This is a genomic window from Streptomyces sp. NBC_00986 (assembly GCF_045162565.1).
Classification (GTDB): Bacteria; Actinomycetota; Actinomycetes; order Streptomycetales; family Streptomycetaceae; genus Streptomyces.
The window spans coordinates 11,156,004-11,170,339 of record NZ_CP108733.1; the positions used below are offsets into that span (position 1 = coordinate 11,156,004).

At 71.2% G+C, this 14,336-nt stretch carries 13 protein-coding genes; 7 read left to right on the forward strand and 6 right to left on the reverse strand.

Annotation, left to right across the window (positions count from 1 at the left end; translation table 11 throughout):
* Positions 1-31: 31 nt before the first annotated feature.
* Together OG504_RS50320 and OG504_RS50325 are read left to right on the forward strand one after the other, a co-directional pair.
* Positions 32-1,087 carry an MBL fold metallo-hydrolase gene (locus tag OG504_RS50320; RefSeq protein ID WP_405995872.1) on the forward strand — a complete coding sequence of 352 codons (1,056 nt, stop codon included), beginning with the start codon at positions 32-34 and terminating at the stop codon, positions 1,085-1,087.
* Positions 1,088-1,119: 32 nt separating this feature from the next.
* Positions 1,120-1,881 (forward strand): SDR family NAD(P)-dependent oxidoreductase, encoded by a 762-nt coding sequence (locus OG504_RS50325; protein ID WP_405995873.1) that lies wholly within the window; start codon positions 1,120-1,122, stop codon positions 1,879-1,881.
* A gap of 43 nt (positions 1,882-1,924) precedes the next feature.
* Here OG504_RS50325 and OG504_RS50330 read toward each other — a convergent pair whose 3' ends face one another.
* On the reverse strand, positions 1,925-2,638 hold the full coding sequence (locus tag OG504_RS50330; protein WP_405995874.1) for a hypothetical protein: 714 nt from the start codon (positions 2,636-2,638) through the stop codon (positions 1,925-1,927).
* A gap of 171 nt (positions 2,639-2,809) precedes the next feature.
* On the opposite strand from OG504_RS50330, the gene OG504_RS50335 reads away from it, so the two are divergent.
* Positions 2,810-5,494: a LuxR C-terminal-related transcriptional regulator gene (locus tag OG504_RS50335; protein ID WP_405995875.1), complete on the forward strand. Its 2,685-nt coding sequence runs from the start codon at positions 2,810-2,812 to the stop codon at positions 5,492-5,494.
* Positions 5,495-5,557: 63 nt separating this feature from the next.
* A complete protein-coding gene (locus tag OG504_RS50340; protein WP_405995876.1) occupies positions 5,558-6,757 on the forward strand; it encodes an alpha/beta hydrolase in 1,200 nt (399 codons plus the stop codon).
* Positions 6,758-6,817: 60 nt separating this feature from the next.
* On the opposite strand, the gene OG504_RS50345 is transcribed toward OG504_RS50340, so the two are convergent.
* A complete protein-coding gene (locus tag OG504_RS50345; protein WP_405995877.1) occupies positions 6,818-7,480 on the reverse strand; it encodes a TMEM175 family protein in 663 nt (220 codons plus the stop codon).
* A 187-nt stretch (positions 7,481-7,667) separates the two neighbouring features.
* Between OG504_RS50345 and OG504_RS50350 the strand changes: the two genes are divergently transcribed.
* From OG504_RS50350 to OG504_RS50360, 3 genes are all read left to right on the forward strand, one after another.
* A complete protein-coding gene (locus tag OG504_RS50350) occupies positions 7,668-8,135 on the forward strand; it encodes a cupin domain-containing protein (protein ID WP_328685773.1) in 468 nt (155 codons plus the stop codon).
* Positions 8,136-8,187: 52 nt separating this feature from the next.
* Positions 8,188-9,132, forward strand: coding sequence for an alpha/beta hydrolase (locus OG504_RS50355; protein ID WP_405995878.1), 945 nt, complete (start codon positions 8,188-8,190; stop codon positions 9,130-9,132).
* Between the two features lie 102 nt (positions 9,133-9,234).
* A complete protein-coding gene (locus tag OG504_RS50360) occupies positions 9,235-10,137 on the forward strand; it encodes a helix-turn-helix transcriptional regulator (RefSeq protein ID WP_405995879.1) in 903 nt (300 codons plus the stop codon).
* 19 nt (positions 10,138-10,156) lie between these two features.
* Here the strand turns inward: OG504_RS50360 and OG504_RS50365 are convergent, their stop codons facing one another.
* The 4 genes from OG504_RS50365 to OG504_RS50380 form a co-directional block, all read right to left on the reverse strand.
* Complete coding sequence (locus OG504_RS50365) at positions 10,157-10,708, reverse strand: hypothetical protein (RefSeq protein WP_405995880.1); 552 nt, start codon at positions 10,706-10,708, stop codon at positions 10,157-10,159.
* 90 nt (positions 10,709-10,798) lie between these two features.
* Positions 10,799-11,005: a hypothetical protein gene (locus OG504_RS50370; protein ID WP_405995881.1), complete on the reverse strand. Its 207-nt coding sequence runs from the start codon at positions 11,003-11,005 to the stop codon at positions 10,799-10,801.
* Between the two features lie 45 nt (positions 11,006-11,050).
* Entirely contained in the window at positions 11,051-12,061 is a 1,011-nt protein-coding gene (locus tag OG504_RS50375; RefSeq protein ID WP_405995882.1) for a MerR family transcriptional regulator, read from the reverse strand.
* 80 nt (positions 12,062-12,141) lie between these two features.
* On the reverse strand, positions 12,142-14,319 hold the full coding sequence (locus OG504_RS50380) for a protein kinase domain-containing protein (protein WP_405995883.1): 2,178 nt from the start codon (positions 14,317-14,319) through the stop codon (positions 12,142-12,144).
* Positions 14,320-14,336 lie beyond the last annotated feature (17 nt).

The window sequence follows — 14,336 nt, forward strand, 5'->3', positions numbered from 1 at the left end:
CGCGCCTTACCCCCACCCGAAGGGAACCACCATGTCATCGACGAACCGCCGATCGTTCCTCGCCCGCAGCGCGGTCCTGGCGGCCGTGCCCACGGTCGCCGCGTTCGCCGACGGAGCGTTCGCCGGCCAGGCGTCCGCCGCCACTCCCACGCTGCCCGACTACGCGCCGATCCCGCGGTCCGCACTCGGCCCCGCCGTCAACTCGCAGGGCTACTACGTCGGTCGGGTCGAGCGGAATCTGTACTGGGTGACCGACGGTACCTACCAGGCGGCGTTCCTGACGACCCGTGAGGGTGTCGTGCTGTTCGACGCGCCGCCCACCATCGGGCACAACCTCCAGCGGGCCATCGACGAGATCGCCGCCGCCAACGGCGTCTCGAACAGAGTGACCCACCTGGTCTACTCCCACCACCACGCCGACCACCTCGGCGCCTCGTCGTTGTTCGGCCGGCACGTGGTGCGGATCGGACACGCCGAGAACAGGCGGCTGCTGGCCCGCGACAACGACCCGACGCGACCGCTGCCCGACGTGACGTTCGAGAACCGCTACACGCTGCGCGTGGGCGGCGAGCGCATCGACCTGGCGTGGCACGGCACCAACCACTCGCCCGACAACATCTACATCCACCTGCCGGACCACGACACGCTCATGCTGGTCGACGTCAACCTGCCCGGCTGGGTCCCCTTCGACAGCTTCAACCTGAACGAGGACGTCCCCGCGTCCATAGCCGCCCCCGCCAAGGCCATGACGTACCCGTGGAAGCACTACATCGGCGGACACATGGGACGGCTCGGCACCCGCCAGGACATGGTCGTCTACCAGCAGTACGTGAACGACATCGTCGACAACGTCAAGAAGGCGCTGACGGCGGTCGACCCCACGCCGTACTTCGCCAAGTACGGGGACAACGCCTGGGCCGCGGTCAAGGAGTACCAGGCCGCTCAAGTCGCCTACGCCGCCGACCCGGTGATCAAGAAGTACACCGGCGTCCTCGCCGCCGCCGACGTCTATACGGCCAGCACGACGTTCATCATCCTCGAATCGCTCCGCCTCGACCTCGGCCAGGGCTCGCAGGTCCATGCCTGATCACCACGCAACACACCGGAAGGGGCGCTGAGATGCCAGGCCGACTGGCCGGAAAAGTCTGCGTCGTCACCGGCACCGGCGGGAGCATGGGGCGTGCCACCGCCCTGGTGTTCGCCCGGGAAGGCGCCCGGATCGTCGGGTGCGACGCGACGGTCGAAGCGGGCGAAGAGACCGTCGCGTTGGTGCGCGCCGAGGGTGGCGAGATGGTGTCGCTGCAACCGTGCCGTCTCGACGAACCCGCCGAATCCGCCAGGCTCGTCGACTTCGCGGTGGAGCAATTCGGGCGGATCGACGTGCTGTTCAACCTCGCCGCCCGGGCTCACTTCAACTGGCTCGAGGACGTCACCGACGAGGACTGGGACGGCGCGCGGCGCGACGAGGTCGACCTGGTCTTCTACCTCACCCGGGCCGCATGGCCCCAACTGAAGGCCAGCCGGGGCGCGGTGGTGAACATGGCCTCCCTGAACGGCTCCCTCGGCTTCAAGGGCTTCCCGTCCCTGTCCCATACGACGAACAAGGCCGCGATCATCGGCATGACCCGCCAACTCGCCATGGAGGGCGGCGAGTTCGGCATCCGCGTCAACTCGATCTCGCCCGGCCTGATCGAAAGCCGGGCCACCCGTGAGCAGTTGGAGAACGACGACTTCTCCCGCCAGATGCTCGGCCGGACCCTCCTGGGCCGAGTGGGCCGACCCGAGGACGTGGCGAACGCCGCCCTGTTCTTCGCGTCCGACGAGAGCGCGTACGTGACCGGCGTCGACCTAGTCGTCGACGGCGGCATGAAGGTGTGGTGACCGACAACTCGCCCGTCCGGTACGGCCGTTCACCTCGCCCTGTTCACCCTGTTCGGCCCACGAGGAGCGCATAGAAGACCGGCTCGCCGCTCGTCGTCACGCGGTGCTGGAACCTTGTCCGTTCCAGCACCGCGAGACGCCCGTCGGCCACCAGCCGCTCGACCGCCGCGCCGAACCCGTCCGGATCCGACTCGTCCATCCACCGCTCGTCGATCGTGAAGGCGACGGGAGCGCCGGGCGGCAGCAGCGCGAGGGCGTTCTCCAGCGCCCGCGGTGTGGCGTGCGTGCCGCCGAACGCTCCTGCCGACACCAACCCGCCCAGCGGGTACGGCCGTAGAGCCTCACGGAGTGCGTCGGGGTGCAGGAAGTCGCCGACCACGTAGTCGGCGTAGACGCCAGGCCGGTCGCGCAGACTCGCCTCGCGCGCGGCCGGCAGCGCGTCGACCCCGACAACCCGGGCCACGCCCCCGTCCCGCACGAGTTCGCCGACCAGTCCCGTGCCGGAGCCGACGTCGAGGACCGTCAGCGAGCCCGGGTCCAGCCCGAGGCGCTCAGCCGCGCGCAGGAAGCCCGCCGCCGCGACCTGTGGTGATCGGCACTGGAGCAGCTCCTGGACGACATGCTCGTAGAGGCCGGGCACGGCGTAGATCCGCGGGTACGCGTGCAGGTGCACCAACTCCCGCTCGCCCAGCGCGATGTACTCGCCGTCGGTCTCCGGCGGGCCGAGCAGACGGACGTCCGCAAACACATCTGACATGTCCGCGAGGCTATGCGAACGCGTTCGCGCGCCGCCACCTTCACCCGACGGACCACCTTGATACGGCCCTCACCTCCTGCCAGGAACACCGCCGCCCAGGCGACGGTTCGCCGCCGGGATGCCGTGATGGACATCGGCTACGCAGCGATGCGCATCGGCTACGCTGACCGCGTGGCTGACGGACATCGCGCGACCCCTGACCTACGGGCCGTAGCGGATTCGGGCCGCTCGGCGACCCGGGGCCGACCCGGACTCATCGCCCGCCGCGACCTGGTCGCCGCCCTGGACCGTGCCGCCGAGAAGCAGGTGACGCTGGTCTCCGCGCCCGCCGGCAGCGGGAAGACGTCGTTGCTGCACACGTGGGCCGACCGGCCGGACCAGGAGCGCCGGATCGCGTTCGTGTCCGTACGGCCGGGCCAGCGGGACGGGCAGTTGTTCTGGCTCGCTCTGCTGGACGCGGTCCGCGCCGCGGCCGGTGGTGAGGGTGCCGCGGAGCCGTCGGCCGTGACGCCCGGCTCCGACGGCGGTGCCGTCATGGACAAGGTGCTGTCCGAGATCACGGCGTCCCCGAAGCCCTTCTTCCTCGTCATCGACGACCTCCACGAGCTCGGATCCGCCGCGGCCGTCGAGCAGTTGGGCACGCTGCTGACCAGCCTTCCCCCGGGTGTCCACGCGATCGTGGCCACCCGCCGGGACCCGTCGCTGCGCCTGCACAGACTGCGGCTGGCCGGTGAACTCGCCGAGATCCGCGCCGCGCAGCTCCGCTTCACCGAGGCCGAGACCCGTGAACTCCTGACCGCCACCAGGATCGTGCTGCCCGACCCCGTGGCCGAGAGGCTGCACCAGCGCACGGAGGGCTGGGCGGCCGGGCTGCGGCTCGCCGTGCTCTCGCTGGCCGGGCACCCGGATCCCGAGAAGTTCGTCGCCGAGTTCTCCGGCAGCCACCGTACGGTCGCCGAGTACCTGCTGGCCGAGATGCTGGAGCGCCAACCGCCGCACGTACAGCGGCTGTTGCTGCGCACCTCGCTGCTCGACCGGGTCAACGGCGAGCTGGCGGACCTCCTCACAGGCGCGACCGGGTCGGAGCGCATCCTGCTGGACCTGGAGGACGCCAACGCGTTCGTCGTGGCGCTCGACCCGGGTCGCACCTGGTTCCGCTACCACCACATGTTCGGCGATCTGCTCCGGCTGGAACTGCGCCGCACACTCCCCGGGAACATCCCCGAACTGCACCGGCTTGCCGCGCGCTGGTTCGCCGAACACGCCCAGGCCGCCGACGCCGTCCGGCATCTGCAGGCGGCCGGCGACTGGGCCGAGGCGGCCCACCTGCTCGCCGATCACACCGTCAGCCTCACCCTGGACGGACAGGCCGGAACCGTCGTCGCGCTGCTGCACGCCTTCCCCGCCCGCACCGGCGAGGAACGCCCCGAACTGGCCCTCGTGCACGCCAACGCCGATCTGCACCAGCACCGCCTGGACGAGGCCCAGGCACACCTCGACATCGCCAGGTCGTACGCCGACACGAGCCCACCCGACCGCAGGCATCGGCTGCGGCTGGCGATCGCGTCCCTGGACCTGCTGCTGGCCCGGCTGCGCGGGCACTTCGACGCCGTGTTCGAGCAGGCCGACGCCCTGCCGTCCCCGACCACCGGCCAGTCCACCACCGAGGTCGCGCTCGCCGGCGACCTACGAGCCCTTGCCCTGCTCAACCTGGGCGTCACCGAGGCCTGGTCGCTACGGCTCGACGACAGCGAACGGCACCTTCTGGAGGGCGCCGCGCTCGCCCACGACATCGGCCGCCCTTATCTGGAGGTGGCCTGCCTCGCCCACCTCGGATTCGCCTCCGGCAACCGTTCCTTCACGCTGGTCCGGCGCCGCTGCGAGGAGGCATTGGCGCTCGCCGACCGGTACGGCTGGGGCGCCGAGCCGGTCATCGTCCCCGCCCAGGTCTCCTTCGCCGGGACGCTGATTTGCGCGGGCGAGTTCGAGCAGGGGCAGCAGTGGCTGGAGCGCGCCCGGCGCGCCACGCGGTCCGAGGGCGAGCCCGGCGTCCGGCTGCTGGTGCATCTGGTCTCCGCAATGCTTCCGGCGGCGCGGGGTCAACACGAGGAAACCCTGGCCGAGTTGACCGCCGCCGAGCAGGTGCAGGCCCACATGAGGGGCGAGCACGGGCTCTGGTCCCGGGTGACCGCGTGGACGGTGGCCACCCAGGCCCGCCTCGGTCTGCTCGACGAGGCTCGGGCCACCCTCGCCGCCCTCGACGAACGCCGGGCCGCCACCGGCGAGATCCGCATCGCGGCCGCGGTGATCCGCCTCGCCGAGCAGGACCCCGCCGGCGCCCGCCGCGAACTCCGGCCGGTCCTCGACGGCACCGCCCCCGTCAACTCCTTCCTCACCCCGATCGAGGCCCACCTCCTGGACGCGCTCGCCTGCCGCGACCTCGGCGACAAGCACGCGGCGGGAACGGCCGTGGAGCAGGCGCTGAACCTCGCCGAAGCGGACCGGATGATCCTGCCCTTCGCGATGACCGGCGCCTGGGAGCTGCTGGAGACCCTGCCGCAGCGGACGTCGCACGCCGCTCTGGTCTCCGACATCCTCGACGTCGTCCGCGGAACCGGCGGGCCGGACCGGCCGCCGTCGGTACCGGTCGAGACCCTCAGCCCGAGCGAACTGCGCGTCCTGCGCTACCTGCCGACGAACCTCACCCGCCCCGAGATCGCCGGCGAACTCTCGGTCTCGCTCAACACCGTCAACACCCACATCCGGCGGATCTACGCCAAGCTCGGCGCCGGTGACCGGTCCGCGGCGGTAGAGCGCGGCCGTGAGCTGCGGCTCCTGTCGAACGGCCGCGGCTGAGGACCGTACGATCACCGGATTCCGGCGACGCGGACTCACCTGTCCACCCACGACGATGGGGCCATGGGTGATGACCCTCTCCTGTACCAGATCCGGGTCTGCGGCCACCTCGGTCCCACCCTGCTGATGGCGTTCCCGGCGTTCGCGCCCGAGCAGCAGGGCACCGAGACCGTGCTCACCGGGCTGCTGCCGGACGCCTCGGCGCTCTACGGCGTCCTCGCCGAGGTCGAGGCACTCGGCCTCGACCTCCTCGAAGTACGCAGAGTCCGGCCCCCGCAAGACCTCGTGGTCCGGCCGATCGTGCGACCGGACCAGCCTTCACCGAAGGGAGAACGTTCCGTGAGCACCGAGCAGCAGGACACTCTCGACGCGATCCTGCGTCAGTCGGCCCTTCCCGTCGGCAGTGACGTCAGTGAACAACGGCGCCTGCTCAGTGAGTTGACGTCTGCGCAGCCCCTGCCTCCTGACGTGACGATGACGTCGACCACGCTGGGCGGTGTCCCCGTCGCGGCGATCACGGTCGACGGGGTCGAACCCCGGCACGTCGTCCTGTACTTCCACGGCGGCGTCTATGTTCTGGGCGATGCCGTGAGCGCCGCCGGTCTGGCCTCGCAGGTCGGCCGCCGGACCAGCGCCAAGGTCTACTCCGTCGACTACCGGCTCGCCCCCGAGCACCCGTATCCGGCAGCGGTGGACGACGCGCTCGCGACCTACGAAGCCCTCCTGCACGACGGCATCGCCCCCTCGGACATCGTCCTCGCGGGAGAGTCCGCGGGCGGCGGACTCGTCGTCGCCACCCTGGTCAACGCCCGCGACCGCGGGCTCCCCCTGCCCGCCGCGGCCTACGTCATGTCACCGTACGCCGACCTCACCCTGGCCGGGGCGAGCATCGAGACCAAGCGTGCAGTCGACCCGCTGCTCAGCCGGGAGCTCCTCGAACCCCGGGTCACCGACTACACGGCGGGACAGGATCCCGCTCTCGGCCTGATCAGCCCTGTCTTCGCGGACCTGTCCGGCCTGCCGCCCCTGATCATCCAGGTCGGCAGCCACGAGGTCCTCCTGGACGACGCCGTACGCCTCGCGCAGCAGGCCGCGGCCGCGGACGTCGAGGTCACGCTGGAGGTCACGCCTCGGGTCCCGCACGTCTTCCAGGCCTATCAGCCGCTCCTCGACGAGGCGGCCGTCGCGCTCGACAGGGCCGGAGAGTTCCTGTCCGCCCGGCTGGACCTGGCGGACGGCGCCGCCGGAAAGCCGGTGTCGTAGGAACCCGGCGACGGCCTCTCACCCGGCCGGTGACGTCGTTGTCGCCGGCGAGCCTCCGGCTCAGTCCTCCAGGGCCTGCTGCCCGGAACGGCTCCTGCGCCCGTCGACGACCGAGTCGACGACCGGCACCACGATCCAGCAGAGATAAGCCCAGTGGGTGAAGAGCGAGACCGGGATCGAGATCAGGAAGCCCAGTGCCACCATGCCGAGGCGACGGATGGCCCGGGCGAAGAGCGCGGGCGGGGTGCCGGGGCGCTGGAGGCCGTCGCGGGGGACCTCGCGGACCATCAGGATGAACAGGAGACAGGACAAGAACTGCACGACGGCGTAGAAGATGAACCGCGCCTGGAATGCTCCGTGGCCGCCGATCACGTCGGTCGCGAACGGGGTGATCACCAGCGTGAGCAGCCAGTACATGGTCAGGGACGTCAACCGGGTGTTGGTCGCCGTGACGTAGCGGAACACCCGGTGGTGGGAGCGCCAGTGCGCGGCGATCACCACGAAACTGATCATGAACGCCAGATAGCTCTCACGGTGCGACGTGGCCGAGTGCCACAGCTCGGAGTTGGTCGACCCCTCCGGTACCGGCAGTTCCAGAGCCAGCAGCGTGAGCGCGATGGCGACCACCGCGTCCCCGAAGAACGTGAGGCGATCGCCGGAGACCGCGCGGGCCTCCATGTCCTCGTCCCCGGACGGCAGTTCTTGATCAGTCGAGACATCCATGGCAGCAGAGAATGCCACAAGCCGAAGGGCACCTCGGACGCGCCCGGCACCGAGGGCCGGGCCCGGGGGAGTGGTACTGCTGGTCCTACCCGTACGGCTGGCGGCCGGCGCGCGAAGAAGAGGATCATCGGACGGACAGGGCACGGCCCCGACCGGAGACAGCTGATCGCGCAGAACGGACAGCCGCATGACCATGGCCTATCTCGCACAGCCCGAGCAGCAGCAGAAACTCGAGTGGCTCGACGGCGGTGAGTTCGCCGTACTCCTCGACGCCGCGGCCACCGGCGGACAGCTGACCGTGGGACGGTTCTCCGTCGCCAAGGGCGAGGCACCGCCGTACCACAAGCACACCCGTGAGGACGAGGTCTTCATGCTCATCAAGGGGAGTGCGCTGCTGTGGTGCGACGACGAGGAGATGGAGCTGTCGGAGGGCGGCATCGTCTTCCTGCCGCGCAACGTCCCGCACGGCTACCGGATCACGTCCGACACCGCCGACCTGCTGATGATCTGCACGCCCGGCGGCATCGAGGGCATGTTCCGGCACGCGGGACGTGACCTCACCACCCCGCGCCCCGAGGGCTTCGAGATCTCGCGGGACATCATGGCCGAGGCCGCCGACATGTACGGCCAGATCATCGTCGGTCCGCCGCGCTGACCCACGGCTCCACCGCACCACCGCACCGACCGGAACCACGAAAGGCACAGCCATGTCCCGGCAACAGCGCCAGGCCCTCGACGAGATGCTGCGGCACGGCCCGCTCGACCTCGGAGGGGACGTCCCCCAACAGCGCGCCCTCTTCCACGACATGATGACGTCCATCCCGTTGCCGCCCGACGTGTCCACCACCGAGGGCGAACTGGGCGGCGTACCGGTCGTCACCGTCGAGACACCGGCGAACGACCCGGCGAGTGTCCTGCTGTATCTGCACGGCGGCGCCTACGTCATCGGCTCGGCGGCCGACGCCGTCGGTCTGGCCGCCGAGGTTTCCCGCCGTACCGGTGCCCGCGCCGTCTGCGTCGACTACCGGCTGGCCCCCGAGCACCCCTACCCCGCGGCGGTCGACGACGCCCTCGCCGTGTACCGGGCCCTGTTGGACGACGGAATTCCCGGCACCGCCATCGCCTTCGTCGGGGAGTCCGCGGGCGGCGGTCTCGTCGCCGCGACGCTGGTCGCCGTCAAGGACGCGGGCCTGCCCCAGCCCGCCTCGGCCGCGGTCTTCTCCCCGTGGGCCGACCTGAGCGTGTCCGGCGACAGCGCGGTGAGCAAGGCGGCGGTCGACGCCTCACTGACCCCGGAAGGCCTGCGCACCCGCGCCCGCGACTACCTCGGCACCACGGACCCGACCACCCCGCACGTCAGCCCCGTCTTCGCCGATCTGACCGGCCTGGCGCCCCTGTTCATCCAGGTCGGCTCGTACGAGATCCTTCTGGACGACGCCGTACGGCTGGCCGCGCGCGCCGCCGAGCACGACGTCCACGTCGAACTGCAGGTCTGGCCCGAAGTACCGCACGTCTTCCAGGCGTTCGCGGCGATGCTCGACGAGGGCGCCGCCGCGCTCGACGCCGCCGGAGCCTTCGTCCGGGCCCGGTGGGCCGACGGCGCCGACGCCGACAAGCCGGACGAGACATTGCCTGCCGGGACATCGTCGTAGGCGGACGAGGAACGACGGAACGGACCGGCGGAGAGTAAAGACTCCGCCGTCCGGAGACTGAACATCCGTTCGCCGCCCGCCAGTTGAACGACAATGTTCTCCATGGCTACGACGAACCACTTCGGCATCGCTCTGCGGGGGTGGCGCGAACGGGTGTCACCGCAGGACAGCGGGCTGGAGGCGGGCGGGGACCGGCGCATCCCCGGCCTGCGCCGGGAGGAACTCGCCCGGCTCGCCGGCCTGTCGGTCGACTACGTGGTCCGGCTGGAACAGGGCCGGGCCCGGAACCCCTCGGCCCAGGTCGTCACCGCACTGGCCAGGGCGCTGCGCCTCGAACCGTCCGAGCGCGACCACCTGTTCCGCTGCGCCCACCTCGCGCCGCCCTCGGCCGGGAACGTGTCCCGGCACGTCCCCGCGAGGGTGCACCGGCTGGTGGGGCAGTTGGCCGGCAACCCCACCGCGGTGTTCGCCGCCGACTGGACCCTCATCAGCTGGAACGCCATGTGGTCCGAGGCGGTCGGCGATCCCCGGACGTACGGCTGGAGCGAACTCAACCTCGTCGCCGGCATGTTCCGGTCCAGCGACGGTCGGCGGCGGGAACCGATCGCGGCCTGGCCGGTGCGGTCCTGGGCGGGCGACGAGGTCGAGGAGGAGGACCTCGTCGCCGACCTGCGGCTGACGGCGGCCGCCCATCCCCACGACGCACGGCTCGCCGCCTTCGTCGACCGCATGCTTGCCGACAGCCCGCGCTTCGCCCGCCTCTGGTCCAACGGCACCGCCCGCACCAACGTCGGCGACCGCAAGACCGTCGAGCACCCCCGGGTGGGGAACATCGACCTCGACCTCGACATCGTGATGGCCGCGGGCACCGACCTCAGGATCGTCACGTACACGGCGGTGGTCGGGACGGCCGACGCGGAGAAGCTGGACGCGCTGCGCGCCACCTGTCCGGAGCCGGGGCGGGGCCTGGCCCACGCCATGTCGGGCCGCGACGCCCCGAGTTGAGGAGGAGGACCGCGGCCCGTCAGTCCTCCTCGTCTCCGTCACCGTCCGCGACCGACAGGGCATCGGTGATCAGGCGGGTGGCGAAGTCCTGGTCGTCGGTGATGCGGTTGATGTGCTCCGCGAGCAGGAAGGCCGTGGCCTCCAGCGGAGTCATCTCCTCCTTGGTCCAGTCCCCGTACTGCGCACGCCACAGGTTCGGGCTCAGCCCGGTGCCCGCGGCGATGGCCAGGCCGGCCATCATCGGGATCGCCTCCGGGCGCACACTCCTGGGCATCATCCGCATCGTGGCCACGAGGCTGGGCACCACGTACTCGATGACGTCCTTCTCGTGCTCCTCGTGCGCCTTCCGCAGCCACGTCATGAACATGTAGATCAGCGTGCAGGTGCCGTCCAGCATGTCGTTGAGCCCCTTGGGCCCCAGCGTCGCGATGAACTGGTCCATCAACGCCTGCTGTTCGGGATCGGTCGAACTCTTCCCGTCGTGAACGGTCTTCATCCGGGAGTCGATCATCATGATCGCCGCACCGACATCACCGACGGGAGCGTGCGCGGGATCGCAGGGCGATGACACAGGAATCCTCCTCGGGTGGCTGCGGTGGGTAACTCCGCGTGTTCGTACAGTAGATGGCGGGTGCGGTCGGGGGCGGGGGTTTATCGGGTTTTACAGCTCCGGAGCGGTGGCGGAGTCCGGATTCTCGCGGTGGGCGGGGGAGGCCACTCGCAGCGCGCTCTCGAACGCGGGCCGCTGGGCGGAGGTGCGGGCGTACTCCCGCTCGGACCAGGCGACGCGGTCGCCGATCAACTCGTCCTCGTCGGCGGGGCGTTCGGATCCGCCGAGTCGTGCTCGCCACCAACTCGCGTTCAGCATCTGCCGGACGGTGGCCGCGGCGCAGGAGACCAACTAGGGCGCGGGTCAAGGCGACTGGCGCAGGGCGGCACCCATCCACTCCCGGACGGCCGCAGCCCGGACCCGGTCCGAGGCCGGGCCCGGCCCGGGCGTGCCGTTGATCGTCGCCACCAGGGAGTGGTACCTGGTCAGCAGCTTGAAGCCGGTCGTCCTGGCCGGCCACTGCGGCGGATTGCCGTTCCGGTCGAACCCGGCGATGTCGTGCCGGGCCTTGTCGACGTCGACGTCGTGGTCCCCTCTCATCGTGGCGACCAGTTCGGCGGAATCGGCGGCCACGCGCTCGGCGAGGTCCCGGGCCTCGGGCGAATCCGCCGCCACACCCGCCTGTTGGGCGGCCCGTGCCTCCAGGAGGAGCTTCCGATGCTTCTCGACGCGGGCCGTCATCTCCGGTGAGGCCATCAACTTGCCCTGCTCGGTGCCGAAAGCGCGGTGGAAGAAGTCCCGCAGCGCCACGCGGGACTCCTCGTCCCGCACGAACTCCGCAAGGTCGATCCAGGCCTCCACCTGCTCGGTGGACGGGTCCTCGGGCAGGTGCGGCCGCAGGCTGTGCAGCCGCTCCACATAACTGGGATGAACGTCGAGGCCGTCGGTCACGAAGTCCCAGAACTGGTCGATGAGTTGGTCACGGTCGTCGTCGGACATCGACACGAGCCTGTGCATCAGGCTCAGCTGTTCCGCCGTGGTGGGCTGCCGCGTCATGGTCCGGAGTACGGCGCGACGCGCCCGGAACCGCCTCAACTGGTCCTCGACCAGCCGCAGATGCGCGACGGCGAGGTCGTGCAGGCTGGTCTCCGCGGACAGCACCCGGCGGATGTCGTCCAGGCCGGCGCCCAAGTCGCGCAGGGTGCGCACGAGTTCGAGCCGGGCGATGGCGTGCACGTCGTACCGCCGGAAGCCGCCCTCGGTGAGACCGGTGGGTGTGACGACGCCCTCGTCGGCGTAGAACCTGATCGCGCTCACGCTCAGGCCCGTGCGGCGGGCGACGTCCCCGATGGAGTAGAGCTCCCGTTCGTTCACACCCAGCACTATGGGATCTCAAGTGACCTGAGAGTCAAGGGGGGTTGAGTACGGCGTGGCCCAGTCAAGCCCCTCGCGCCCTACGACTGAACCGCGCGCACCTGGTCGTAGCGGCCCAGGAAACGGAACTCGCCGTCCCTGACCTGGTACAGGAACCCGGTGTTCTCCGGGTCCAGCGCGTGGGTGCTGCCCTGGACGAAGCGGATCGGCTTGGCCACCCCGTCGTACGCGGTGTGGAACAGGCGCTCGGCGACCTGCGCGGGCTGGATCGCGGTGGTGGTCCCGAGCGCGTCCAGGGCTCGGCCGATGAGACCGACGGCGTCGTACGCCTCGGCGGACCACTGGCCCGGTTGCTCGCCGAACCGCGCCCGAAAGGCCGCGGTGAACGCCCTCGCGGCCGGGGCGGTGGCCGACTGCGCTTCGGTGTACGGCGCTTCGAAGACCCACCCCTCGGCCGCCCGCCCCGCCGCCGTGAGGAACTCGGCGCGCATGACCGGCTCGAAACCGGTCACCGCCCCCGTGAACCGGGCTGTGGCCAAGGCCCGGGCGCAGGCCGCCGCCCGGCGCGGTGACGTGCCGCCGTAGACCACCGCCTGCGGACGGGCGGTCAGTGCCCGGGAGACGGCCGGGCCGAAGTCGCTTGTGGTGGCCGCCACTTGGTGGACGGTGACGGTGCCGCCGCTGGGTGGTGTCTCGACCAGGTTCCGGGTGATGTCGACGGCCGTCTCGCCTCCCGCGCCGTCCTGGATGACCGCCGTGCGGTGACTCGGGCGGGTCCGGGTCAGGTAGAAGAGGATCGGCAGGGTCCGTGAGCTGTCGGACCGCCTCGTCACACACAGGGTGCGCAGGGTCGTGGTCGACAGTCCGGCGGCGTCGTCGGCGGCCGAAACCAGGACCACCGGCATGGACGCGGCCGCGTAGAGCGGGGCGGCGGCGCGGGCACCGGCCGGTGTGCTGGGGCCGATGACCGCGATGACGGACGGTTGGGCGAGTACGCGGTGGGCCGTCGTTCGCGCTTGGGCCGCGTCGCCGCCGTCGTCGTACGAGACAAGCGCGAGGCGGTAGTTGATGTCCTTGCGGGCGTTGTGGGCGGCGACGGCGAGGAGTGCTCCCTGCATCTGCGCCTTGCCCAGGATCTTCTGAGCGCCTGTCAGATCGACGTGCAGGGCAAGGGTGTGGGTGGGGACGTCGTGGTGTGTTCCGCTCGTGGTCGGGTGTCCCCGCGCCAGCAGCACGACCGCGCCGGTGCCGGACGCAGCGAGTACGGCGGCTGCCGAGCCGCCGATCGTGAGGATGCGGCGGCGCGAAAACCCCTGCGCTGTAGGGGCGCTCAGTGATGCGGGCGGCCCCGCGGTGCGTGGCGGCGGGTCGAGGGCGCGGGCCGAGCGTTCGGCGACCAGTCGCAGGACGGGGGGCGGCAGCCAATCGGGTGCTGTGGACGGGTTGTTGTCCGTGAGCGCGGAGTGGACCTCTGCGGCCGTCGGTCGTAGCGCGGGGTCCTTGGCGAGGCAGGTGTCGATCACCGTCCTTAGGAGCGGCGGGAGTTGGGCCAGGCCGGTGGGGGCGTGGGGTTCGTGCACCGTTCGGTACAGGACCGCGGGCGCCTCGCCGGTGCCGAACGGGCGGTGGCCGGTCGCCGTGTACGCCAGCACGCAGCCGAGGGAGAACAGGTCGCTGGCCGGACCGACCTCGCCGCCGCGGGCCCGGGTCTGCTCGGGGGAGAGGTAGCCGGGGGTGCCGACGACCGCGTCGGGAGCGGTGAGCGCGGTCGTGCCGACGCCCTTGGCGATGCCGAAGTCGATGAGCCGGGGGCCGTCGGGGACGAGGAGGATGTTGCCGGGTTTGACGTCCCGGTGCACCAGGCCCACCGCGTGCAACTCGCCCAATGCCGACGCCAGTTGCGCCCCGAGTGTCACGACCGTGTCCGCCGGAAGCGGTCCGAGGCCGTCGACCGCCTCGGCCAGCGACGGGCCGGGGACGAACGCGGTGGCCAGCCACGGCTCACGCGCCTCGGTGTCCGCCGCCGTCACCGCGACCACCCAGCGGCCGGCGAGCCCGGTGGCCAGCCGCACCTCGCGCCGGAAGCGGGCACGGAAGCCGGGGTCGGCCGCGTACTCGGCGCGGATCACCTTCAGAGCGACCAGCGAACCGTCGGCGGTACGGGCCAGGTAGACCACCCCCATGCCGCCCGCGCCCAGCCGGGCGAGCAACCGGTGCCCGCCCAGCTCCTCCGGGTCCTCGGCCCGCAATGCCTGCATCCCGCTGCTCCCGTGCT